The organism is Sulfitobacter sp. G5_S2_6_S6 (genome assembly GCF_054968505.1).
On record NZ_JBQKUI010000010.1, the window covers coordinates 80,865 to 102,519 of the forward strand.

The following is a 21,655-nucleotide window of genomic DNA, read 5'->3' on the forward strand; positions in this document are numbered from 1 at the left end:
GTTCGGCCAGCCCTCGGGCGGGGCTGGTGGACGGGACCCTTAGGACAGGTGGGTCGCCCGGTGGTGAGGGCGGCAGAGCCGCGTCCCTGCGGGCCGCGGCGTGAAGCGGACACCAAGGCTGCCTGAGACTGAATGCGACGTAAGTACATAATTGACAGTTTGGTATATTATCGTAAGGTGGAAGCAGCCTTGGTGGAAGGTGGCAGGAAATAGGGGGTCTTTCTTCCGCATGTCCCGAACAAAACGCCTGACAGAGATCGAGAAGATGCAGATCGTCCGCGAGGCCGCGGAGGGTGTGTCGACGTCCGAGCTGGCCGAGCGTTTCGAGGTCACATCGCGGGCCGTGCGCTACGTCCTGAAAGCTGATGCCGAGCGCCAGGCCGATGCCGTGATCCCGGTCTCAGCAGTCAGTGTGAAGGTCACGGCTGCGGAGCTGGCGGCGCTCGACGCGGTGTTGGCGAAGGCGGGGGTCGAGAGCCGGGCCGAGGGGCTGCGGCGGCTCATTCAGGCGGCGGGTGGGGTGTTTGTCCCGGACGCGCAGATGGCGGCCGAGATGGCGCGTTACCGCGCCTCGCTGCACGAGGTCGGCAATGGGGTCGCGCAAATCGCCAAGCAGATGACGCGGGCCAACCGGATGGGGCAGGGGGCCGTGGGGGGCACGAGTGCCGAGTTCACCGAATTGCGTCTCGCCCAGATGCGTGGGCTGGCGCGGTTCATCCTGGATTCCGCTGACGAGATCGATCTGCTCCTGCGCCGCCGTCGGGACGCAATGCAGCTGCAGGCCACGGCCGCGCTGAGGGAGTTTGCCCATGCGGCTGAATGATGCCGTCCATGCCGTCACGGGCGAGGTCTTTCGGGATGGCTGGAGCCGCGTCCGGGGCTCAATGCAGGGGCTGCACGTGGCCAAGCAGACCCAGCTTGTGCGCGCGGCAGCGGGGCATCGGCCAGCGGTCTTCAAGGCGATCCGGGGCGGGGGCACGCATACCAAATCGCAGCTCGCAAACCAGCTCGATTACCTCACCACCAAGTCCACCCATATCGTGGACAGTAGCGGGTTTCTGGATGGCAAGGCGAAGCTCGAGGCGGGTGACATCAAGGACCTGACGGAGCGCTTTGCCAAGCGCTGGGATGCGGGCTTCAAGCCCAAGCTCGGGCAGACCACCCACATGCTCATGTCCTTCCCCGTGGGCACGCGTGGGGAGGATGTGCGCGACATCGCGACGGACGTGGCCGAGCGGTTCTTCCAGACCGATGAGGGGCATTTCGACTACATCATCGCGGTGCATGAGGACCGCGATCACCCGCATGCGCATCTGGTGCTGAACCGCCGCTCGCAGGAAGGCGAGTTCTTCTTTCTGGGGCGCAACCACCGCTTCAACTATGACGACTTCCGCCTCGCCATGGTCGAGGAGGCGGAGAAGTACGGCGTGCGGCTGGAAGCCACGCGGCGGGTGGAGCGCGGCGTCGTGCATTACCCAGCCCGCACAAGCGAGGTCTATGCGGCGAAAGAAGAGGGGCGTGCGCCCCGCGGGCGCGAGCGCGTGGGGCAGGACCTGACCCGGACGCTGGCGGAGATCGCCAACACCAGAACCGTCTACCATTCCCTGGCCGCCGAAGCCTCGAGGGAGGCCCGCGAGGATATTGCGGCGGCGCTGTTCCGCGCGGGCGAGGTGCTGGCGCATGGCGGACAGGTGGACCGAACAGGAGATGTGTATATGGCCGAGGATCAAAGTTTCGAGGATCTGAGAAGCCTCTATGCCGAGAAGCTCGCGCGGGTGCAGGGCATGATCGCCGAGAAGTCTGACGCGGAACGTCCCGTGCTGGAAAAACGCCTCATCGAGATCCAGACGCAGGTCCAGCACATGCAGCCTCTCGGTTTGCGATCATCCACGCTCTCCGAGGCTCCGTCGGAAGGTGGGGTCTATTCTGATGCCAATATCGACGCCAGCCGGGTGGACCGTCTGGCCGAGCCAGACTTGCGGTCGCGCATAGACACCGCGCTGCGCGGCACCGGGATCAGCACATCGGAAGTGGTGGCCCGGATCGAGACCGGGGCCTCGAGCGCCGCGCTCGAGCATCAATGGATCGCCAATGATCTCTCCAAGGTGGCCGAGGCGCGCGATCTGAACCTCGAACGCCGCGCCGATCTGGAACAGGCGCGCGACATACTCAATGATGGGCATGTGGAACTTGGCACGCTCTTGGAGCGCGAGAACGTGCTGCGCCGGGATGGCGTCATGGAAGCGGAACCGGTCAGCGAGCGGTTCCATTATCATGAGGGCGCGGTCCGGGCGATGGAAGGGACCATCCGTCAGGAGATGCGCGCAGACGGTCTGACAGCGCAGCAGATCGAGGACCGGGACTGGGAGGTTGTCTCGCGGGCGGAGCGCCGGATCGAGACGGAGCAGCGCACGTATCTCGAAGCGCATCCGGACCTGCTCGCACGCCCTGGCGATGTGATCGACCGGTCTGAACCCTATAGGGAGACCATCACCGATGCGGCCCGCGCCAGCGAGATCACCCGCGAGGTTGACCGCATCATGGAAGGACGCGACCTCCGCACGCCCGTTGCAGATGCAGTCACAGATGAATTCAGGGAGCGCTATCCGGACATGCCGTCCCACCTCGCCCGCGGGCTTGGCGCGACCTATGCGGCCGTCGTCGAGATCCGGGACACGGAGGCCATCAATCAGGTCCGCCGCGAAAACGAGATGCGCGACGGGCTTGGGTCTGGCACGCGCGACGACATCATCGCGACCCGCGATGAAACTGCGCCGCAGTCTGACCGTACGGACCGCCTCGCAGACGAGATTGCGCGTGTTCTGGACCATGAGCGGGCGGGGGAGTTGTCCGCGCCCTTCGAAACCGAGGCGGAGCGGGACGCCTTTCGCGACGAGATCGCGCGGGTGCTGGACGTTCGCCAACTTGAGAGGCTCACATCCGGCGATGCCGATGCGCTGGAGAAGGTTCTCGAGGGCCGCCTCGACCGGCTCTATGTCGCCAAGGTTTACCTGCAATCGGATGCCGCGACGGCCAACACGGAGGCCTTGCGCCAGGTGGTCGATGATCTTGCCGACACCGAATATGAAAAACACCGCGCGACAGACGTGGATGGCGAGACCGAGCGCGGGCAGGTCCATTGAGCGGCGGCATGGGAAAAGCGCGGATCGCCACGGGCGTCCTGCTTGTGACGCTGGTGACCGGGGCCATGGGCTATACCATCGCCTCGGCGGTGCTGACCTACCAGGATCTCGGCTTCGGGGCAGAGATCGACTTTGCATATATCGCGCAGAACTATCTGGCGATCCTCGATCGCCGCCCGGAGGACGCGCAACTTATTCTCCTGATCATCGGCAGCTTCGCTGCCGCCGGCCTCATGCTGAGCCTCGCCCTCTCCGGGTCCGCCCTGACACGCTTTGGCCAGACCCATTGGCAGAGTGCGCGCGAGATGAAGGCCAATGGCTTCTTCGGGGCGCCCGGCACCGGGTTCATCCTCGGCAAGCTGGGGCCGCCGGGCTCCCGCGCCAATTACATTTGCTCGAAGGTCTTCCCGCATGCGCTGATCGTGGCGCCCACGGGCCGCGGCAAGACCACGGGCTTTGTCATTCCGAACCTGCTGACCTGGCAAGGCTCCGCCGTGACGCTCGATGTAAAGGGCGAATGTTTCGAGGCCACGGCCCGGCACCGCGCAGCCCAAGGCGACAAGGTCTATCGCTTTGCCCCCACCGATTGGGAGGGTAAGCGCACGCATCGCTACAACCCGCTCCTGCGCATCTATCAACTGAAAGATCCCGCGCGCCAGCAGATGGAATTGCAGCTCCTGGCGACGCTCTTCTTGCAGAGTGACAACGACCGGGTGCAGGGTCTCCTCAAAGGCGGGATCGATCTCTTCGTGGCGGCAGGCCTGCTGGCCTTCCAGCGCAAGCGCCCCACCTTGGGCGAGATCTATCGCATCGCGGCGTCGGGAGGGAACAAGCAGAAGGAATACTTCGCGCGTGGCCACGAGGTCGACAACCGGGCGGCCAAGCTGATCTTCACGCGGCTGGCTTCGACCAACAACGATACGCTGACCTCTTACGTCTCGCTCCTGATGACCTCGGGGCTCGATCAATGGCAGAACCCGGCCATCGATGAGGCGACGGCAGTCTCGGACTTTGACTTCCGGACGATACGCAAGAAGCCGTTTTCGGTCTATCTCGTGGTCCAGCCGCTGATGGTGAAGCCGCTCGCACCCCTGATCCGGCTCTTCTTCTCCGATCTCCTCTCGGCCATGCAGGAAAAGGATCCCGGTCCCGACGAGCCCTGGCCCGTAATGATCATGCTCGACGAGTTCAATCGCCTCGGCAAGATGCCCATCGTGGTCGAGAGCATCGAGACTCTGCGCACCTATCGTGGTCACCTGGCCGTGGTCACCCAAACGATCCCCGCCCTCGATGAAATCTATGGCGAGAACACCCGCCGCGCGCTGCAGGGCAACGCGGGCGTTAAGCTCTATCTCACGCCTTCGGATGAAAAGACCGTCGAGGAGCTGAGCAAGGCGGTCGGCAAGACCACGAAAACCGTCGTTACGCGCTCGCAGTCCATCGGCAAGAACCCCTTCGAGGGCCGCAGCCAATCCACGCGGACCGAGGAAAGTTCGTTGTTGCCCGAAGATGACGCCCGCCGCCTGCCGCTCGATGAAATTGTCATGGTCATCGATGCCCAGATGCCGGTCCGTGCAAAGCGGATCCAGTATTTTGATGATCGGATGTTCAAGGCGATCCATGCGGCGCAGACGGGCGAGTTGCCGTTTCCGGAGCCGGGGGGAGGTGGGTCGCAGGGCACGCTGCCGCTGAGTGCGCGCGCCATGCCGATGACTCCACCCGCGAACGGACCAGGTGGGTCTGACGCCGTTGTGGAGACCACACGCCAAGAAGTGGGCAGTCAAACGTCAGGGCAAACCGACGTCGTTTCAAAGAAGACCGCGCCTGTCGTTCAAGCCGTTATCGCCGAGGAACAGCGCCAGATGGAGATGGACTTTGAGAGCCAGGTCGCGGATGCCGAGGCCGCGAGCGTCGTTGATGAGGTGCAGATGCGCTCTGCTGTCGATGGTCTTGATACGTTGGAGGCAACTATGGAGCGGAGCAAGAACGGCGTACGAGAAGGAATTTAGTTATTCATATTGGTTCGTAGTCCGTTTTCGCGTGCTCAAGCCTAGCGCCAACGGTATCCAATTCCCATGGGCGCTGATTGTGAAGATCTCTGTGATCCCCAGATTTGGTCTGGCGAGTTTAATTGACTTTACGACAACCAGAGAATAGCGATTTAGAGGAACAAATTAAGAACGAAGTGGGGTTAATTTCATGCCGAAGAACATTTTAATTTTCTCGGATGGGACCGGACAAGTCGGTGGCATGAAGCCAGACCAACGGCTCTCAAATGTCTATAAGTTGTATCGTGCGGCCAGGCCCGGTCCATCCTCCCCGATCAAGCCATCCGAACAGGTTTGCTTCTATGACGCAGGCCTCGGGGCGGGAGAAGTTGGCGGGTTGACGTTTCAGCGAGTGCGCAACGTGCTTTCTGCGGCAGTAGGCACAGGAATCGATGAAAACGTTATCGATTGCTACGAAAAAATAATTTCCTACTACGAACCAGGTGATCGCATCCTTGTGTTTGGTTTTTCACGTGGTGCATACACCGCACGCGCCGTAGCTAACGTGATGAACCTCTGTGGCATCCCAACCAAAATGCCGGATGGATCTGCTGTCCCACGCTATGGAGCGCCGCTTAGGAAGATCGCAAGCGACGCAGTCAATTTCGTCTATAATCATGGGAACGGATACTCGCGCGGTCAGGAACCCTATTTTACCCGAAGGGAAGAGCTCGGAAGGCGGTTTCGACGAAAGTACGGTAGTTTCGTCCCAGGTGCGGAGGAAGATGTTCAAGGCAACGTACAACCCACGTTTATAGGCGTCTTTGATACAGTTGCAGCGCTCGGAAATGTAGTTGTTGGGTATCTCATAATCGCGAGTTTGGTGGCGCTTGGCGGTGTGTTCTCTGCGGCCTTGTACTGGTCTTGGCATTGGATATTTTGGTCCGCTCCAGGAGTGTTACTGGCGGTCATTTCATTTTGGTACATCAAGTTGCGCTGGTCGCAGTTCAAGTATTTTTCTCCCGATCCCGAAAAGCCATTGAGAATCTCGAATCCACGCGATTGGTGGTCAATCTGGAAACACGGTCACAGAGCAGTCTGGAACCGCAAAAACTATGACAAGTGGCTAGATTCCGATGTTGGGTTTGCCCGTCATGCATTGGCCATAGACGAGCATCGGAGAGATTTCCCACGGGTTAAGTGGGCGATGAAAGCCGAGGCGGCGAAAACAGCAGGCAGAAAGCCCGAATGGTTGAAACAAGTATGGTTTGCCGGGTGCCACAGCGATGTGGGCGGCAGTTATCTGGAACCAGAATCTCGACTCAGTGACATTGCGTTGGACTGGATGGTCAGCGAGTTGAAGGAATGCGTACCTGAGATAAAGATAAACAAAAGCATTCTTTTCCGATCTCCGGATCCAGTCGCTCTTCAACACGAAGAAACATACATGTTCAAGTTCGGCCCACTAAAGAGGAAGTGGCCGGCCAAACCACGTATCGTCGATCCAATTTTCAAGCTGCACCCATCGGTAATTCAGCGGCTAAAGGCTGACTCTGTGCCTCAAGTTGGTGAAGTGAAGCCCTACCGGCCTGAACAGCTTAGGGAGCACCCGCAAGCTAAGAAGTACTTCGAGGACTGATGATACCAGTAGTCAGCTTGGTGCAGGACAGGCAGAATGTGACGTACAATGGCGAAATGATGTGTGTTTCCTTCCAAGAAATTCGAACGAGTGGGGGCTGACTGATGAAAATGAAAAGCCTAAAAAAATACAAGGTGGGCGGCACAGGATCCAAAATGCAGCTAGCTATTCCGCTGCCTCAAACACCGGACGGACGCGTTTACCGCTATTCTCCGAATGAAATCGCGCATCCCCGACACTTCGTTCTTGGCAATAGGGAAGCCGGTTTTTTCGTCGAAGAGCACAAGCGTGAGCGGATGAGGCAGGAACCAGGGACGACAAAGACTGTATGTCCTTACAGTGGTGTCATCGGCGATGACGGGGACTTCACGCATCCAAAGGACCAGGAGGCCGCGATCAAGATCGTCAAACATGCGGCAATGCAAGACGTCGAATCTGCATTTTCGGAAATGCTCAAAGGCGTTGCTCAGAAAAGCCGCGGTGGGATCACTATCAAACCAGGTACACGTACACGTCGCCCAAACCCGCAATTTGGTCGACGTGATCTCATGCGCCTTCTTATTTGTGACTGCTGCGGGCGGGATTATGGTGTCTTCGCGATTGCGCTCTACTGTCCGGACTGCGGTGCCCCAAATATCGCACTTCACTTCGGGCGAGAAGTCGAGCTCGTCTTGCAGCAAGCCCGGATAGCAGAGGATCTGGGTGAAGACCGACAGGAACTTGCGTACCGTCTTTTGGGTAACGCGCATGAAGATGTTCTGACCGCCTTTGAAGCGGTGCAAAAGGTAGTCTACGTTCACAGGGTTTCTAAGGAAGAATCAGGTGTTGTGCCTGCCAAACCTGTGCGCAACGATTTTCAGAATGTCGAAAGGGCTCAAAAACGCTATGCTGAATTTGGCTTCAATCCGTTCTGCGTGCTGTCCGAGGACGAGCGAGAGCTGCTCAATCTCAATATTCAGAAGCGGCATGTGATCGGACACAATCTCGGTGTGGTTGATGCCAAGTTCGCAGAAAACGCACGAGACGCGCGCCTGGGTGAAACCGTGGAACTAGTTGGGTCTGACATTCGAGAGTTCGCCAGGTTGTGCCAACTAGTGATTTCAGCGCTGGATGATTGGCTTGGGGACTTAAGCTATCCGATTGCCCCGAAGGCTAAGGAGGAAACGGGCGGCAGGAACGAACCCGAGACTAAGGAAGGCACAGTTGGGGATCTTGGTAGTCTGGCATCCAGGATTGGCCGTTGGCTCTGTGAACATTCGGTTTCTGGTATGCCTGACAATATCGACGAGGAGGGCATTCTAACGGCATTTTCGGATATGGAAGAAGGCGAGCTGAAGGAGGCGTTAGCTGAGCTTGAAATGGAGGGCTGTGTCGTGCTGTCGCATGTAATTGGAACGCGCCTCCCACGCATCCAAACGGCAGAGGAGCTCTTTCTGGTTTTTGACCCCCTTGTCTTGAAGTCGAGCCCGATCACAGACGCTTTGCATCTCGTCGATCTCGTTTTGGCGGGAGATGGCTCAGTGAGCTTATCCGACTTACATGATCAAAGCGGAATGGACCAAAGGCGGTTCAACCCGGCAGCAGGGATGATCGTGGCAGAGATTGGCGAAGGTCGTGTGAGCCGCACATACTCGCCTGACTATCCGGCGAGGTACTTCACGATGACCGCAGAGGACCGTGTCGCATTGAAGCGGCTTGGCAAACAGTTGACGGGGTAGGTGAAACCTCACGAACAATACAGCACCCCAATGTTTGAGAGAGTCTTTGCAGCTTCTTTTCTAGGAAACTAAGTTGCGTAGATTTCGAGCTAGAAGTTTCCGGATTTCGAGAGGTGTGTCGCCAATACTTGACGCTAATAGGTCAACGACCTTCGAAACATCACCTGGCTGAACCGGCACACCGTCACGTTCGACGAATGGTCCGTCGGTCTCCGTCAATAATCGGTCGGTCGGTATGCCCTTGAGCACCGCATCAACCTTCGGTGTTGCGAACATGCGTTCGTTGATTGAGAAGTAGCACCCCATGTCCACGGCCCTTCGCGCCTCGCTGGCACTACCTGTGAACCAGTGCAGCACGACAGCGCCACGGCCCATAAGTAAGCTGGCCTCTACCATGTCGAGTACGTGCTTCGCACACCGGACGCTATGCAGACTTAGGACTTTATCACCAGCTTCAGCACAGAGCTTTAGAATTTTTCCGAACACTTCCTTTTGAGCCTCAAAAGATCGGTAGTGGCGCGGGCTTGCGTCGAGTCCGATTTCACCAACATATCGTGTCTGGGGCAGCAGGTCCGCGAAGAGAGCCAGTTCAGAGGCGCGTTCTGCGACGAGCTGCGGATGCAGGCCGAGGGCGACGCGCACGAACGGACTGTGCTCCGCCAACTCCTTGTTACGTGCAAATGCTCTTGGGGTGGTCGTGACGGCCAACGTTGCGGTCCTTGAGGAGTCACATATTCGGATCGCCTCTGCGAGGTCCGGATATAGATCGAGATGGGCATGGAAGTCGACGAAATCAGGTTTCATAAGGATCAACCTGGCTTGACGTTGACATCGCCGAGGATTGAGGCGACTTCGAGCACGCCACGACGAAAGACCTCCGCATAGGCGGGGATCTCCGCTGGAGCGTCAATCAACGGTCCAGGTTTGTGCACGATTATGCCCGCGAGTTCCGGCCGTTCGCGTAGGCGGGCGACCATCATATGGAAGGAGCGCACGTGCTCCCCTTCCGCCCTGTCGCTGCGAAGCGTCTGGGCCGATAGGTCTTCGACGGTGTAGAGTGTCGGGTCGTCCGATCCGAGCCCCGCCTTGAGTGACGCTCGGCGGATTAGGCAAGGGACGCAATAGCCGCAATGTCTCGGCGAGAGGCCTTTGTAGCGGGCCTTGGCCGGGGAGGAACAGGACATCGAAGAGCCGACGATAGTTCTCAGATAGGCCTTGTCCGCGCAATCGTCGGTCATCTCCCCCTTGGTCCGGTGTCGATAGGGGTTGTTGAGACTTACCTGTAAGCCGAGTCCATCCAGCAAACGCTGCATGCTCGCCATGAAGTGTGGGTGCGCGGTCCGGGTACTAAGCGCACCGAACCTGAGTGGGTCAAGAGGGACGTTAAGCGCGATCAGCCCGTTCTCTGGCACATTCACGGTCGTCTTCGTGCCGAACGATGCGGCTGCCAGAGAGGCCAAGGCGTAGAACAGGAACGACCGTCCTCGCTGCGTGTCTTCGGTCTGACCCGTGTCCAGCGCGTTTCGGTCGAAACCCAGACGGACACGCATCGATTTGAAGGCTTCGTCACCAAACTTCGTCTCCAAACGCTCTAACAGATATGACTGCGCTTTGGCCGTCTCCGCGTCCCAGTAATGGCTGACGAACAGTGGGTGCGTCCCTTCTGTAAGCGAGTCTATTGCCGCAATCAAACTGTCGAGGCCACCAGAGAAGAGACTGACTTCGTCTAGCCCGTGCAACGGAAGTTTGTCTGTAGCCACGCTGAGAGAGGATGCCTCCTTCGGTCGTAGCCTGAAGAACAGCCGCCAACGGTCTCCGGTCAGGAAACGAAGCATCTTGCCGATATGGTCTGCCTGTGCGGACCAGCGGTCAGGATCGCTGACAGGCAGGTACAGATCAATTTCCCGCGTCCATCCGCCCTGGGCGTTGATGTCACGGGATACCCGCGTGTCAGCGGCGTTCACCAGTCCGGCGAGGAGCGCGAGGTCGATCGCGGTCTCGGGCGTGGTGAGGCCGAGAGATGCCAGCTGGGCCAACGCCTGGCCCAGACCATAGGCTAGGCGGTTGTCACCATCGAGAAAGTCTAACTCATGCACCGACGAGTCACGCTGCAGGACGTTTACCTTGGCGGCTTCGGTCTTACCGAGACGCGTGATCAGGCTGAAACGTTTCATTCCGCCTCTCCCATCGTTTGCATGAGATCGAAGGACGCTGCGTAGAGGTCGGAGACGAAGCCATCTATCTGCCCGCTATCGAGCGATGAGACGGACTCACCGGAAGCCTGGAACCTGTCCCTAACGCACCCGACAACGAAACTGTGCAACATTTTCTGGGCACGGTCCACGGCGGCTATGTCTGGAGAGAGTTTAATCGAATTGGTGCCTACCTCGTTCAGTATCCTTCCCTCGATAGAACGGGAAACGACGCCGATGAATATTTCTTGGAGATCGTCCTGCGTCAGCTCGTCAAAGTTTCCTATACCCTTGGCGGCGAGATCCGCGATCGTCTCCAACAAGGCGTCGCGTGCGATCGCCTCGTCGATCGTCCCCCCTGGGGGACAGAGCGCGTCGGTGAGTGCGACGAACACGTCCTGAGCCGGAGCCCCGGCCAGACTTTCGAGGTTAAAACGACGAAGCGCCTCTGCCGGACCATCCCGCGAAATCGCACTCGCCAGACCGGCAATACCGCCCGCGAGCGCGCGTGAACTTCCCAGCTGCCGTGCGGCCGCCCGACCGCCGCCACTGGCAGCAACGTACTTGCCGGCACCACGACGGATTGATCCGGAACTTCCATTCTTGGTGCCCGAAGTCATGTCGCTACGCGCGGACCCGTAGTTGGACCCCTGCGCGGGCGGTTGAATTGCTGGATAGGGGGTGGGGGCGGCTGGCGCGGGCGGCGCGGTGTCCGATCCCTGTCCATCATCCGGTGTTCCACCCTGACCGTCTTGTGGCGGATTCTGCGGCGGTGCCGCGGGACCCGGAGCCGGATCACTCACCCATGACGGAACCATGGGCCTTCCCCCTCCGAAACTTCCCGACGTGCCCATCAGCGTTCACCTCGCTTGCGGCCCATGCTTGCGGCAGCCTTCGCCGCGGCGCTCAGGGCCGGGTTATCGCTCTGTTCGGCCCAATCTGACTTGAGAGCGTCGTACGCGGCCTTTGCCTCTGCCTCTGTGATGGCACCCGCCCAGCCCGTCATGACCCATGTCCCTACCTTGGTCACTGGCAGGTCCCTGAAGAAGCCGACAAGCGACGCTTGCAGGAACGGATGATGCTGGCAGATGGCGGCCAGCCCGTGCATGCCGTCTGGTTCTTCGACAAGGTCTTCGGCGTCGGCAACCTTGGCACGCAATGCGTCGAAGAGTTGTTCGGCCTCGACAGAGGTCAATCTCTTGATCTCCGTCGTGATCTGTTTGACTTGTAACGGCGGGCCCATGAGCTTGCCGAGCATCTCGTCAAGTTCACCGAGTGGTGTTTGTGACCCGTATCCACCACGCCGGTCACGGCTTACGAACACGTAGGGACGCAGGTCGACTTCGGCGAGAGTCGGCGGAATACCTGCCCACCGCTTAGCCCATTCGATGTTTGGCCAGTCGGGAAGTTGAACAGGCTCCTTGGCCTTGGGCGCTTTCTTCGCCGAAGACGCCTTTCCGTTGGCTTTGACAGGGACGGTCTCTGTGCCGTCCGATGCCGCGTGCGATTCTAAGGCGATCAACTCGTCTGAAAAACCGGTGTCCGCCGCGCCCCTCGCTAGTGCGTCGAAGACTTCCGGCGCGAACCGCTCTGCAAGCATCACTTTGGCGAGGACGCTCATATTCAACTCATCGGCAAATCCCCGTTCCTCGGCGATTGCGAGTCTCAGCGCCATCGTGTTGATGAACCGTTTGACCTGTCGAGGGTTACCACGCGAGCCGTCAGTCAGGATCGGGGCGATTCGATAGGCTATGTTGAGGGCTCGTTCTACGGCGTCCGGTATCGTTTCAAAAGCCACTTTCAAGCTGGTCCGGTCCAATCCGGGGCCAATCCAGGGTTTTTGGAGTGCGGCACGCGCTATCGGAACCAGTTTTTTAAAGGTGTCGGAGTCATCGCCACATTCGTTCAAGACGAGCAGCAACGCCACATAGATGCGCGTCTCGGTATAGCCGAGCGAGGGTAGACGGAACGGAACCTGGATAAGCTTTTCGAGATAGTTTCTTGCGTAGGTCGCGGGACCTGTGGCCGTCGGTAAGTCTGGGAAATGCTGCCGGACACAATATTCGATCATGCCCTCGTCGGCGGCGATAACGAAAGCTGCTCGCGGGACGAATAGGAAGAGACGAATTGCTTCTAGGGTCCCGATCGCTGTCTCGGGCAAACATCGGTCAAGGTCGTCGACCAAGACGACGAGCCTGTCGATGTCGGCGACCTCGAGTAGTGTTTCGAACTCTTGGCGGAACTCATGCATCTGTTGCGGTGTGCTCTCGGCCTCGGCGTCTTTGAGATACGCGCCGGCGCTGTCGACTACGCTCTTCAAGCTGTCCACCGAAATGGCTTCGGCCCCGGTTTTGACGACGGATGTCGCAGCCGCGTAGAGATCTGACAGCGTATCCGGGTGGGGTATCCCTGTCGCAACCGTCATCCCGTATGCGCCGGCTTTGCGCGCCATCTTCATCCAGTTGATGCGGCGATACAGTTTTTTTCCTTGGTCGATAACTTTCTGTGAGCCCGAACGGCTCTTCATCAACTCCTCGACGATCGTCTCGATAAGCACCGTTTTCGCGTCGTCAAACCCTTGGAACAGCCATCCGTTGAAACGTATGCACAGGACACGCTCCTCATCCTTAAACGTCTGTTCAACCATCATCAGGATACTGGATTTGCCAGCCCCCCAGTCACCGTGGACCCCGACGCTGAGCGGTTCGTCTGACTTTTCGGAGACGACGCGTACGACCGTCTTTGCGACCGCTTCATAATAGAGCAGGTCGACTGCTGTCTCATTGTCGGCGACGATCATGGCGGGTTTCGGCTTTCAGTTTATGTATTTGTTTTTTTACGTACCATAGGTTATCTAATATCGACAAGATCAAACCGATCTCATGTTTACAAAAGGCACAATTAACCAACCATGAGTACGCAACGAGGTCAAAAGCTAAACTCGCTTCAACACATCCTTCCTGAAGGTTTGGTGGTCAGTGCCGCTTGGCTCGAGGACAGAGGCTACTCCAGCGCCTTGCGCGGAAAGTATGTCGCCAACGGTTGGTTGAAACAGCCAGCGCGCGGAATCTACACACGTCCGGGTGCGGAAACGAGATGGCAACATCTGGTTATATCCCTGCAGTCGTTGATGCGTCAGCCCGTCGCGGTAGGCGGCCTATCCGCCCTCGAACTACAAGGGTACGGCCACTATGTCCGGCTGGGCAAGGGGCACCGCGTCTATCTCTATACCGAGGCCCGCCTTGCCAAATGGGTTCGCGAAGTCGATCCGTCAATCCAATTTGAGCAACGAAATGCAAACAGGCTGTTTAAAGAGGCCGACATCGAACACGCAGTCACGGAACTTCCCGATCTCACGTTCCCTGCCAACCATACCGGAGCATCGCATGTATCAGGTGGGCTAAAACGATTTGTGTGGGGTGATCGGGAATGGCCAATGATCATTTCAAGCCCTGAGAGAGCGACTCTGGAATTCTTGGATGAAATCCCCAACAGACAATCCTTTGAACACGCAGCTGACCTGTTCACCGGACTTACGGATTTGAGTCCCCGACGACTTCAAAAGCTCCTCGAACGATGTGACAGCGTTAAGGCCACGCGCCTCTTCCTCTGGTTCGCAGAGCGATATCAGCATACGTGGTTGAAGCATTTAGACCTGGCAGAGATCGCTATCGGGAGTGGAAAGAGGGTGATCGCAAAATCTGGACGGTTAGACTCCAAATACCAGATTACGGTTCCGGAGAACTTGGATGGCCATTGACGAGCGCTATCGCCAGCAGGTCGAACTATTGGTACGGACACTGCCCTCCGTCGCGTCTGAGGATGTGTTCGCATTGAAAGGCGGAACCGCGATCAATCTGTTCGTGCGCGACCTACCACGTCTGTCTGTCGATATCGACCTAACGTACCTACCGGTCAAACCGCGTGGTGAGTCACTGACGGAAATTGATGAAGCACTTGAACGGATCGGCAGGTCGATCTCAGAAACCCTACCAGACTTACGGGTCCTTCCGAGCCGATTGGCCAAGGAACGAACGCTTAACCGATTGATAGTGCGATCACCACAAGCACAGATAAAAATCGAAGTGACGCCAGTCATGCGCGGATGTGTTTTTGAGCCGTCGATCATGGCCGTTTCTGAGAAAGTTGAGGACCAATTCAGCTTCGCCGAGACCTTAGTCGTATCACGTGACGATCTATATGCAGGTAAACTTGTGGCCGCTCTCGACAGGCAGCACCCACGCGACCTTTTCGATGTGCGGGATCTGCTGGCACATGAAGGCATAAGCGACACATTGCGACAAGCCTTCCTCGTCTACATCTTGAGCCACAATCGCCCCGCCGCCGAGGTTTTGGCCCCCAGACGAAAAGAAATAGAACAGGAATTCCAGAACAACTTCGTGGGTATGACGGCCGCCCCGGTACGGATCGAAGATCTGATATCTACACGAGAAGAAATGATCGAGATCGTCGTCGGTCAGATGCCTCAGGACCATCGAGAATTTTTGATCGGTGTCGAACGCGGAAACGTGCGATGGCAGCTTGCCGACCTACAGGAGGTTGCCGAACTGCCCGCGGTCCGATGGAAACTGTCAAATCTCGACAAGGTCAGCCCAGACCGTCGCGAGACATTTGCCGCCAACTTAGCGGCGATTTGGGATTAGGGCCTGACAGAAAGACCACCGATGAAACGAGAACTTGCATTCAATGTTCCTTCCCTGAATGAGATTGAGCGGGAGGCGATAATCCTGAACGCGGTGTGTCATCTGATCGACGACATGCTCAACTATGGCATGTTGGTCGAGAAATGGTCGCCTGATTGGAGCAACATCATGTTCCGGACCGGCGCGCATTCGCGACTGTTCAACATCCTTCTGGGCGACTTATTATCGATCCCAAATCCCAAAAAGGGTGGGCTAATGCCATTCGACCTCCCTCCGCCTCCGGAAGACGGGGACGGTTCCCATCGGACATATCTTCATTTCCTAAAATCGGTATGTGACGACCCGAAACTCGCCCCGGCGACTGCCCAACTAAGCGAAGCTGTAAGCGCCTTCGCATCTTGGCTTGACGGGTATACCATCATCGAGAAGGTTTGGTTCTCCTCCATGGACCTAGAGTTGGATATGAAAGTTCAACGCATCAAGGCTCTGAAGATGACAGGTGACATTGGGAAGCATAATTTCACCCGCCTAGAGGGCGTCGTGAAAAGTTTCCAATCAACGCTAGAAGCAAACGGCCACGTCAAAACAATGGAGGAATGTTATCTGGCATTGCCGGAGTTCCAAGAGTGGTTCTACGACCACGCATTCGTGTATCAATCCAGCCAAATCGCCGAGTTTCTAAGTGCCATAATCTGGGAGATACATTACTATCTCCAACCGGAATATGACCGTTCAACGGTATTTTGGTTTGATGAGAAGATGCACATGCAGATGTACAAATTCGAACCGCCAGCCGGACTGAACCAATCATTCGCTAAAGCTATGCACTGGGATCTGCTAAACATGGTGCGACGTCGACCATACCTGCCGCGCTTCATCGCGGGCGAAAATATCAAGTCAGAGCTTCTATGAAGAGCACGTGATTTGTTTAAGCGAGCTGACAGAAGTACAATCTAAGGGGTAAGTAGTCGGAACTCTACACCTAGGATGGCCAAAACACCGGCGGCGAGTTCCTCTGTAGCGTCCCATCCGGGCGTCAACGAATGTGGAGTAAGGCAGAGTGTCACAACTCCCACAACGCCTACATTGTTCACTTAGCGTGAGTTCGTCCTGAATCCGATCTTGCACCGGTAATTAAAGGCCGCAACGTAGCATTGTGATGCAAAATCGAGTAGCCGCTTGGGCCGTCACCGTCGCCCAAGCCGTCCCAATCTAGCCAGCTGCGCCAGCATTTTTGATCCCGAGTCTGCGGATCCTGTGCCGCCTCCGGAACCCGTCTGCCCCATGCCTTGCCGCACTGGCATTTGCTGCACGCCAAAGAACTGCCGCGCCCTGAGGGCTGCGTATTCTGCGCCACTGGCCCCGCCGATGAGGTAGCGATTGTAGGCCTGCTGGCCTCCCATGGCGGCGCGGGCAAAGCTGTAGCCGCCGCCGAGACCTCCGGAGAGGGCGGGCATCATGATGTTGCCGGATATCGCGCGGACGATGAAGGGTGTTGCGATTATGAACCCCTTGGCCATGAGCACCATCATGAAGAAAGGTATGAGCGCGCCGATGTTGGAAGCCCCTTCCGGATCACCCAACTCGCCTATGAGAGCCGAGGCCACCCCGGTGACGGTCGCGAAGACCCCTGCGACCACGATAGGGTAGATCGCGAAGGAGATAAGCGCGGATAACCAGCGCGCGAAATAATCCTTGGTGACCTCGAAGAGGGTCAGGAAGATCATCACCGGGGCGATCCCGATCAGGAGCGCGATCATCAGGCGGGAGGCCACGAGGATGAAGGCGGCCAGCCCGCCGAGGATCGAGAGCAGAAGAACACCGACGATGTCGAGCATGGCGCCGGCCATCCAGTTCAGCTCGGACCCGGCAGCGTTCAGATAGTCGCCCAGTTCCGCGATCAGCCGATCGAACTCTTCCGCGAACGTGCCGGAGGGCCCCGGGCTGCCGCCGCCGACGGAAGCTACAAGCGCGCCCGCGATACTGTCTATCCCATAGAGAATGGCAGACGAGAACGCGTTGAATTGCACCCAGTTTGTCGCAAATATCCCGATGAGCCCGATCTTGACCGCGAGCCAAAAGGCCGTGCGCCCGTCCATCGCCTTGTACTGGTAGATCATGTTCAGGAAGACGAGGATCACCACTAGCGTTGTGCCCAACACCAGCAGCGTGCCAACCGTCGCCGCGACAGATCCGAACTGGGTTTCAGCGGCGGTGTCGAGATAGCCCTGTGAGGTTTCAACGAAATAGGTGACGACGCTCATTGGGGTTGTGCCTCACCAGTTGCCCGCAGCTTCGCAGATCGCTTTGGCCTCGAGACGGGCGGCGTTGGCGCGGCGGTTGTAGCCATCCGAGGCTTGCAGCATTTCCCATCGTTCGTCACTCGCGTAGCTCTCCCGAAACACCGCTTCGGCAGCGTCCCAAGATGGGAACCGGATTTCGCAATCGCAGCTGCCAGTCTCGACGATGCGCTCAAGGTTTTGGGCACGGTAGATGTCCTGAACCAGAACCCGCTGATAGGCTTGGCGCAGGGGGATCTCCTGCATCCAGACGGGCTCGGCGGGCCGGTCCGGACAGACGTCAAAGCTGCGATCGAGGGTTGGCACTAGGTTGCGCTCGGCAACGGCGAAGGTAGGTGTCAGGTTTAGGGCCAGCGCGGCCAAGGCGAGGTGCTGCGCTTGCCTCATGCCGTGGCTCCAGTGGCTGTGGTTTCGCGCTTCAGGAAAACGGTGTGCCCGATATTGGCGAATTCCGAGGAGCTGATCGACACCACCTCCCAGCCTTCTGCACCCTTCTCGTTCAGGCTGGCCTGCATGTCGGAGAGGCTGGTCTTACGGGTCATGGGAAAGGACAGGATATCGTATTCAAAGGTCTTCATGGGGAAGTTCCAATCTCAGTTGCGCCGGGGAGGTAGAATTCGGTGATGCCGCGTTTGCCGTCATGGCGACCGGCCTGGATAATCACGTCGATGGAGTTCTCGATGTACTGGATCATGTCGGCATAGGTCATCGGGATTTCGGTCTTGAGTGCCGCGATCGCGAGCCGCTGCACGGCGAGTTGCGGGGTTTCGGCATGCAGCGTGGTCATGGACCCGCCATGGCCGGTGTTGATGGCTTCCAGAAAGGTCATGGCCTCCTTGCCGCGCACCTCGCCCAGGATGATCCGGTCGGGGCGCATGCGCAGCGTGGCGGTGAGAAGCACATCGGCGGTCTGGAATTCCGCGTCGCGATTGGCGATCAGGTTCACGGCATTTGGCTGGGTCGGCAGAAGCTCGGCCGCTTCTTCGATGGTCACGATGCGTTCCTCGGCCGGTACGTGAGAGAGGATCTTGCGCGCGGCCACGGTCTTGCCGGTGGAGGTGCCGCCCGAGACGATCATGTTGAGTTTGTTCTCGACGCAGAAGGTGAGCGCATCATCGATCAAACCCGCGGCCACTACGGAGCGCAAGGCGCGCTTCTTTTCCACGCGCAGGTCTTCGAGCTTGCGTTCCTTGCCGTAGAGAAAATCGAGCGCGATACCCTCGAGCGGCAGGCTCGAGAAGAACCGCAGGCTGATCGACATTGCCGAGAGCACGGCGGGCGGGGTGATGACCTGTGCCCGGATCGGGCGACCCTTATAGGTGATCGAGACCGAGACGATGGGGCGGTCCTTGCTCATCGTTGTATTGGCCGAGGAGGCGATCTGGTTGCCGAGGTCCCTGACCTGAACGCCCGTAAGCCTTTGGTCCAGCGCGCGCATGAAGTGGTCGCCCTGGAATTCGCCCCAACAGGTCCCGTCGGGGTTGATGCAGATCTCGATGACATCTTCGCGGGCGGCGGCATCGATCCGGTCGAGCGAGGTTTCGAGATAGCTTAGTGACATGGGCTCAGAATATCTCCAGATCGCGGTCGACCATGACGGTGACGCGGGCGCCCTGGTCGACATAGATGACGGGGCCGATTGAGAGATAGTCACCGATGACGCTGTCCGTCGCATCTGCCAGAGCATCGCCAACGTCTTCGAGAACGTCGGCGGCAGTCTCATCCTGGACCTCGGAGGCGGCGGCACTTGGCGCGGCGGAAATCAGCGAGATCAGGGCGGCCGACCCGAAACGCTCGGCGAAGCGCGTGTCTATGAAACCGGTGACGCCGGAGCGGCCCAGTTCATCGCCCCCGAAGGAGCTGATCTGGACGGTCTGGTTGTCGGGCAGGATGATCCGGTCCCACGCGATGGTGACGCGACGCTGCGCGATATCGACGCCGGCGCGGTAGCGCCCGATGAGACGGGATCCGCGGGGGATCAAAAGGCGCGTGCCATCCACGCTGTAGACATCCTCGGACACCACGGCACGGGTCTGGCCGGGCAGGGAGCTGTCGAGGGCGGTCTCCATCACGGCCTGGATCATGGTACCCTGTAGAATCGTGTTGGAGGGATTGGCGATCACCTCGGCCTGCGTCACCGTCGAGGGCAGCGCCCCGTTCAGCACGAAATCCGTCACCTCTCCAAAAGTGCGTTCGGTCAGAGCCGTTTCATTCGCTCCGGAGGCACCGCCAAACGCGATGGTGGGCGAGGCGATGCGCCGCTCCTGAAAGGCGCGTTCCTCCGCTGCGCGGCGCTCCAGCTCGGCCATGCGCCGGGCCTCTTCCTCGCGGCGCAGTCGCTCTTGCTCGCGTGCGCGCAGCTCATCTTCTGTGGGGCCTGATGGCGCGGGTTGCGGTCGGCTGGCCTCGAGTTGGGCCAGTTCCAGATCCATGCGTAATTGCTCGAGACTTCGATCCCGCTCCGTCAGTTCGTCCTGGAACCGTTGCTGTGCGGCTTCCGAGGCAGCTTGCAGCGCCGCGATCTGAGTGGTCAGCGCGTCGATCGCCTCTGCGGCGGCGGTGTCTTCCTCGACGACCGGTTCGGGGGCGTTGCGCAATTCCTCGATCTGAGCCTGCAGGGCCGTGATCTGCGCCAGAAGCTCAGCGTTGGGCGCGACCGGATCCGGCGCAACGAACACGACCTCGGGCTCGGGCGGGGGCAAGGTCTCGATGGTGCCAAAGCCGTCCCCCTCGTTTTGGAAGACGTCCGGGGTGGCCGTCGGCAAGACTTCCTCTTCGTCGGGCTGTGAGAGGAGATAAAGCAGGGCTCCACCGGCGCCGATGACGAGGACCACGATCAGCGCAAGAAGGGGCGACCGGCGCTGCGCGGCCGTGGGGGCGCGGGCACTGCCTTTCTCAAGGGCGGCGAGGCGCTTTTCCAGCTCAGTGTTCTCGGTATCGCTCATGAAGCGGCCTCCGCGGGCGCGATCGCCTCGATGCAGACCACCTCTTCGCCAAGTCGCAGGACCCATTGGCGGTTCACGCCGTTGACTCGGATTACGCCGTCCTCAGGGGTTTGCGTGTTGACCGTGCGTTCACGGCCGCCCGCGTAGCGGAAGATCGCTGGCACAGGTGCGTTTCTTGGAAAGGCGAAATACGTGAACGTCCCGTCATCCCAGATGCGGGTTGGCGTAAACTCGGTCCGCGCGCTGGCACCGTAGTTGTAGTTCGGCGCTCGGGCCGCGATGGCCCGGGTCGGGCGCGCAGCGTCGTCAGGGTAGCGGAACTGCACCACGTAGAAGGTTGGGCTGCGGGCCTCCTCGACGTTGAAGTAGTAGCTCCGGCGGTTCGTATAGACTGTCACATTGGTATGCACCCCGCGCGCCACAGGCTTGATCGCGAAGGCCTGACCGCCCGGGACGCCGTCGATCTCGAAGCCCTCAGTGTCGCCCGCGATGATCGAGCGGATGCTTTCGCCGATCCCGAACTCGATGGTGGTGACATGGGTGAGCGAGACGCTGATCCGGTAGACCTGGCCTTCCTGGTAGGTGGCCAGCCGCACACGACTGTCATTTGGACCACCGCGCGGGATCGCTTCGGCAAATGCAAGGGCAGGCAGCAAAACAAATATGGCAGCAACAAAGAACTTATTGATCAAACTAATTCTCCAATCTGTCGGAGCGGATGGAATATTCGCGCACGGTGAAGCCGAAGGGGTTGGTCCAGACCTCATCGATGGAGCGGCGGGTCTCCGGGCGGAACTCGAAGAGAAGCGTCGCAGTGAAGAGGCCGGTCTGGGTGCCGTTAATGGACGTCAGGCGCTTGCGCAGGCGGACCGTCGCGCGGTTGGTTCCGATCCGGTTGATGCTGAGGATTTCCACGTCGAGCCGAGCATTGGGGCCATAGACGGTCGGCGGGTAATTCTCGTTGGCGCTGTTCCAGATCTGGCGCAGCCCGCTCTCGGCAGCTCCGTCCGAGCGGCGCAGGACGCTGCGGATGCGCAGATCGTTGTCGAGCTGGTTATAGACCTCC

Annotated in this window: 19 protein-coding genes; 8 read left to right on the forward strand and 11 right to left on the reverse strand. The window is 59.0% G+C overall.

The window, feature by feature from the left end; translation table 11 throughout:
* The first annotated feature begins 229 nt into the window (after positions 1-229).
* The 5 genes from ACTRWK_RS15030 (at position 230) to ACTRWK_RS15050 (ending at position 8,488) form a co-directional block, all read left to right on the forward strand.
* A complete protein-coding gene (locus ACTRWK_RS15030) occupies positions 230-823 on the forward strand; it encodes a transposase (protein WP_462844031.1) in 594 nt (197 codons plus the stop codon).
* Positions 810-3,143, forward strand: coding sequence for a relaxase/mobilization nuclease domain-containing protein (locus ACTRWK_RS15035; protein WP_462844019.1), 2,334 nt, complete (start codon positions 810-812; stop codon positions 3,141-3,143). The genes ACTRWK_RS15030 and ACTRWK_RS15035 overlap by 14 nt, the downstream gene beginning before the upstream one ends.
* 8 nt (positions 3,144-3,151) lie before the next feature.
* Positions 3,152-5,152 (forward strand): type IV secretory system conjugative DNA transfer family protein, encoded by a 2,001-nt coding sequence (locus tag ACTRWK_RS15040; protein ID WP_462844032.1) that lies wholly within the window; start codon positions 3,152-3,154, stop codon positions 5,150-5,152.
* A gap of 190 nt (positions 5,153-5,342) precedes the next feature.
* Positions 5,343-6,770: a phospholipase effector Tle1 domain-containing protein gene (locus ACTRWK_RS15045; protein WP_088652254.1), complete on the forward strand. Its 1,428-nt coding sequence runs from the start codon at positions 5,343-5,345 to the stop codon at positions 6,768-6,770.
* A gap of 104 nt (positions 6,771-6,874) precedes the next feature.
* Positions 6,875-8,488, forward strand: a complete 1,614-nt coding sequence (locus ACTRWK_RS15050; RefSeq protein WP_350139650.1) for a hypothetical protein — start codon at positions 6,875-6,877, stop codon at positions 8,486-8,488.
* Positions 8,489-8,548: 60 nt separating this feature from the next.
* On the opposite strand, the gene qatD is transcribed toward ACTRWK_RS15050, so the two are convergent.
* The 4 genes from qatD to qatA form a co-directional block, all read right to left on the reverse strand.
* Positions 8,549-9,292 carry a Qat anti-phage system TatD family nuclease QatD gene (qatD, locus tag ACTRWK_RS15055; protein ID WP_088652251.1) on the reverse strand — a complete coding sequence of 248 codons (744 nt, stop codon included), beginning with the start codon at positions 9,290-9,292 and terminating at the stop codon, positions 8,549-8,551.
* A gap of 5 nt (positions 9,293-9,297) precedes the next feature.
* Positions 9,298-10,662 (reverse strand): Qat anti-phage system QueC-like protein QatC, encoded by a 1,365-nt coding sequence (gene qatC, locus ACTRWK_RS15060; RefSeq protein WP_462844020.1) that lies wholly within the window; start codon positions 10,660-10,662, stop codon positions 9,298-9,300.
* Complete coding sequence (gene qatB / locus ACTRWK_RS15065; RefSeq protein WP_462844021.1) at positions 10,659-11,300, reverse strand: Qat anti-phage system associated protein QatB; 642 nt, start codon at positions 11,298-11,300, stop codon at positions 10,659-10,661. The genes qatC and qatB overlap by 4 nt, the downstream gene beginning before the upstream one ends.
* A gap of 233 nt (positions 11,301-11,533) precedes the next feature.
* Positions 11,534-13,480, reverse strand: coding sequence for a Qat anti-phage system ATPase QatA (gene qatA, locus ACTRWK_RS15070; protein ID WP_462844022.1), 1,947 nt, complete (start codon positions 13,478-13,480; stop codon positions 11,534-11,536).
* Positions 13,481-13,591: 111 nt separating this feature from the next.
* On the opposite strand from qatA, the gene ACTRWK_RS15075 reads away from it, so the two are divergent.
* The 3 genes from ACTRWK_RS15075 to ACTRWK_RS15085 are packed head-to-tail and all read left to right on the forward strand — an operon-like array spanning position 13,592 to position 16,256.
* Positions 13,592-14,440, forward strand: coding sequence for a type IV toxin-antitoxin system AbiEi family antitoxin domain-containing protein (locus ACTRWK_RS15075; RefSeq protein WP_350139641.1), 849 nt, complete (start codon positions 13,592-13,594; stop codon positions 14,438-14,440).
* Positions 14,430-15,344 (forward strand): nucleotidyl transferase AbiEii/AbiGii toxin family protein, encoded by a 915-nt coding sequence (locus ACTRWK_RS15080; protein ID WP_088652245.1) that lies wholly within the window; start codon positions 14,430-14,432, stop codon positions 15,342-15,344. Before ACTRWK_RS15075 ends, ACTRWK_RS15080 begins: the two co-directional genes overlap by 11 nt.
* A gap of 21 nt (positions 15,345-15,365) precedes the next feature.
* The gene (locus ACTRWK_RS15085; RefSeq protein ID WP_350139636.1) at positions 15,366-16,256 is read left to right on the forward strand and encodes a hypothetical protein; all 891 of its coding nucleotides are present in this window, start codon (positions 15,366-15,368) and stop codon (positions 16,254-16,256) included.
* A gap of 275 nt (positions 16,257-16,531) precedes the next feature.
* On the opposite strand, the gene ACTRWK_RS15090 is transcribed toward ACTRWK_RS15085, so the two are convergent.
* The 7 genes from ACTRWK_RS15090 to ACTRWK_RS15120 form a co-directional block, all read right to left on the reverse strand.
* Positions 16,532-17,608, reverse strand: coding sequence for a TrbL/VirB6 family protein (locus tag ACTRWK_RS15090; RefSeq protein WP_462844023.1), 1,077 nt, complete (start codon positions 17,606-17,608; stop codon positions 16,532-16,534).
* A gap of 12 nt (positions 17,609-17,620) precedes the next feature.
* Positions 17,621-18,031, reverse strand: a complete 411-nt coding sequence (locus tag ACTRWK_RS15095) for a hypothetical protein (protein ID WP_462844024.1) — start codon at positions 18,029-18,031, stop codon at positions 17,621-17,623.
* Positions 18,028-18,222 carry a DUF4177 domain-containing protein gene (locus ACTRWK_RS15100; RefSeq protein WP_462844025.1) on the reverse strand — a complete coding sequence of 65 codons (195 nt, stop codon included), beginning with the start codon at positions 18,220-18,222 and terminating at the stop codon, positions 18,028-18,030. The genes ACTRWK_RS15095 and ACTRWK_RS15100 overlap by 4 nt, the downstream gene beginning before the upstream one ends.
* Positions 18,219-19,205, reverse strand: coding sequence for an ATPase, T2SS/T4P/T4SS family (locus tag ACTRWK_RS15105; protein WP_462844026.1), 987 nt, complete (start codon positions 19,203-19,205; stop codon positions 18,219-18,221). Before ACTRWK_RS15105 ends, ACTRWK_RS15100 begins: the two co-directional genes overlap by 4 nt.
* Positions 19,206-19,209: 4 nt before the next feature.
* The gene (locus tag ACTRWK_RS15110; protein WP_462844027.1) at positions 19,210-20,589 is read right to left on the reverse strand and encodes a TraB/TrbI/VirB10 family type IV secretion system protein; all 1,380 of its coding nucleotides are present in this window, start codon (positions 20,587-20,589) and stop codon (positions 19,210-19,212) included.
* Positions 20,586-21,281: a TrbG/VirB9 family P-type conjugative transfer protein gene (locus ACTRWK_RS15115; protein WP_462844028.1), complete on the reverse strand. Its 696-nt coding sequence runs from the start codon at positions 21,279-21,281 to the stop codon at positions 20,586-20,588. The genes ACTRWK_RS15110 and ACTRWK_RS15115 overlap by 4 nt, the downstream gene beginning before the upstream one ends.
* Before the next feature lies 1 nt (position 21,282).
* On the reverse strand, positions 21,283-21,655 hold a 373-nt coding region (locus ACTRWK_RS15120), incomplete at its 5' end, for a VirB8/TrbF family protein (RefSeq protein WP_462844029.1).

Bases quoted from the DNA above. Each gene is read 5' to 3' on its own strand.
- ACTRWK_RS15030 (WP_462844031.1), top strand. From the start codon at position 230: ATGTCCCGAACAAAACGCCTGACAGAGATCGAGAAGATGCAGATCGTC.
- ACTRWK_RS15035 (WP_462844019.1), top strand. From the start codon at position 810: ATGCGGCTGAATGATGCCGTCCATGCCGTCACGGGCGAGGTCTTTCGG.
- ACTRWK_RS15040 (WP_462844032.1), top strand. From the start codon at position 3,152: ATGGGAAAAGCGCGGATCGCCACGGGCGTCCTGCTTGTGACGCTGGTG.
- ACTRWK_RS15045 (WP_088652254.1), top strand. From the start codon at position 5,343: ATGCCGAAGAACATTTTAATTTTCTCGGATGGGACCGGACAAGTCGGT.
- ACTRWK_RS15050 (WP_350139650.1), top strand. From the start codon at position 6,875: ATGAAAATGAAAAGCCTAAAAAAATACAAGGTGGGCGGCACAGGATCC.
- qatD (WP_088652251.1), bottom strand. From the start codon at position 9,292: ATGAAACCTGATTTCGTCGACTTCCATGCCCATCTCGATCTATATCCG.
- qatC (WP_462844020.1), bottom strand. From the start codon at position 10,662: ATGAAACGTTTCAGCCTGATCACGCGTCTCGGTAAGACCGAAGCCGCC.
- qatB (WP_462844021.1), bottom strand. From the start codon at position 11,300: ATGACTTCGGGCACCAAGAATGGAAGTTCCGGATCAATCCGTCGTGGT.
- qatA (WP_462844022.1), bottom strand. From the start codon at position 13,480: ATGATCGTCGCCGACAATGAGACAGCAGTCGACCTGCTCTATTATGAA.
- ACTRWK_RS15075 (WP_350139641.1), top strand. From the start codon at position 13,592: ATGAGTACGCAACGAGGTCAAAAGCTAAACTCGCTTCAACACATCCTT.
- ACTRWK_RS15080 (WP_088652245.1), top strand. From the start codon at position 14,430: ATGGCCATTGACGAGCGCTATCGCCAGCAGGTCGAACTATTGGTACGG.
- ACTRWK_RS15085 (WP_350139636.1), top strand. From the start codon at position 15,366: ATGAAACGAGAACTTGCATTCAATGTTCCTTCCCTGAATGAGATTGAG.
- ACTRWK_RS15090 (WP_462844023.1), bottom strand. From the start codon at position 17,608: ATGAGCGTCGTCACCTATTTCGTTGAAACCTCACAGGGCTATCTCGAC.
- ACTRWK_RS15095 (WP_462844024.1), bottom strand. From the start codon at position 18,031: ATGAGGCAAGCGCAGCACCTCGCCTTGGCCGCGCTGGCCCTAAACCTG.
- ACTRWK_RS15100 (WP_462844025.1), bottom strand. From the start codon at position 18,222: ATGAAGACCTTTGAATACGATATCCTGTCCTTTCCCATGACCCGTAAG.
- ACTRWK_RS15105 (WP_462844026.1), bottom strand. From the start codon at position 19,205: ATGTCACTAAGCTATCTCGAAACCTCGCTCGACCGGATCGATGCCGCC.
- ACTRWK_RS15110 (WP_462844027.1), bottom strand. From the start codon at position 20,589: ATGAGCGATACCGAGAACACTGAGCTGGAAAAGCGCCTCGCCGCCCTT.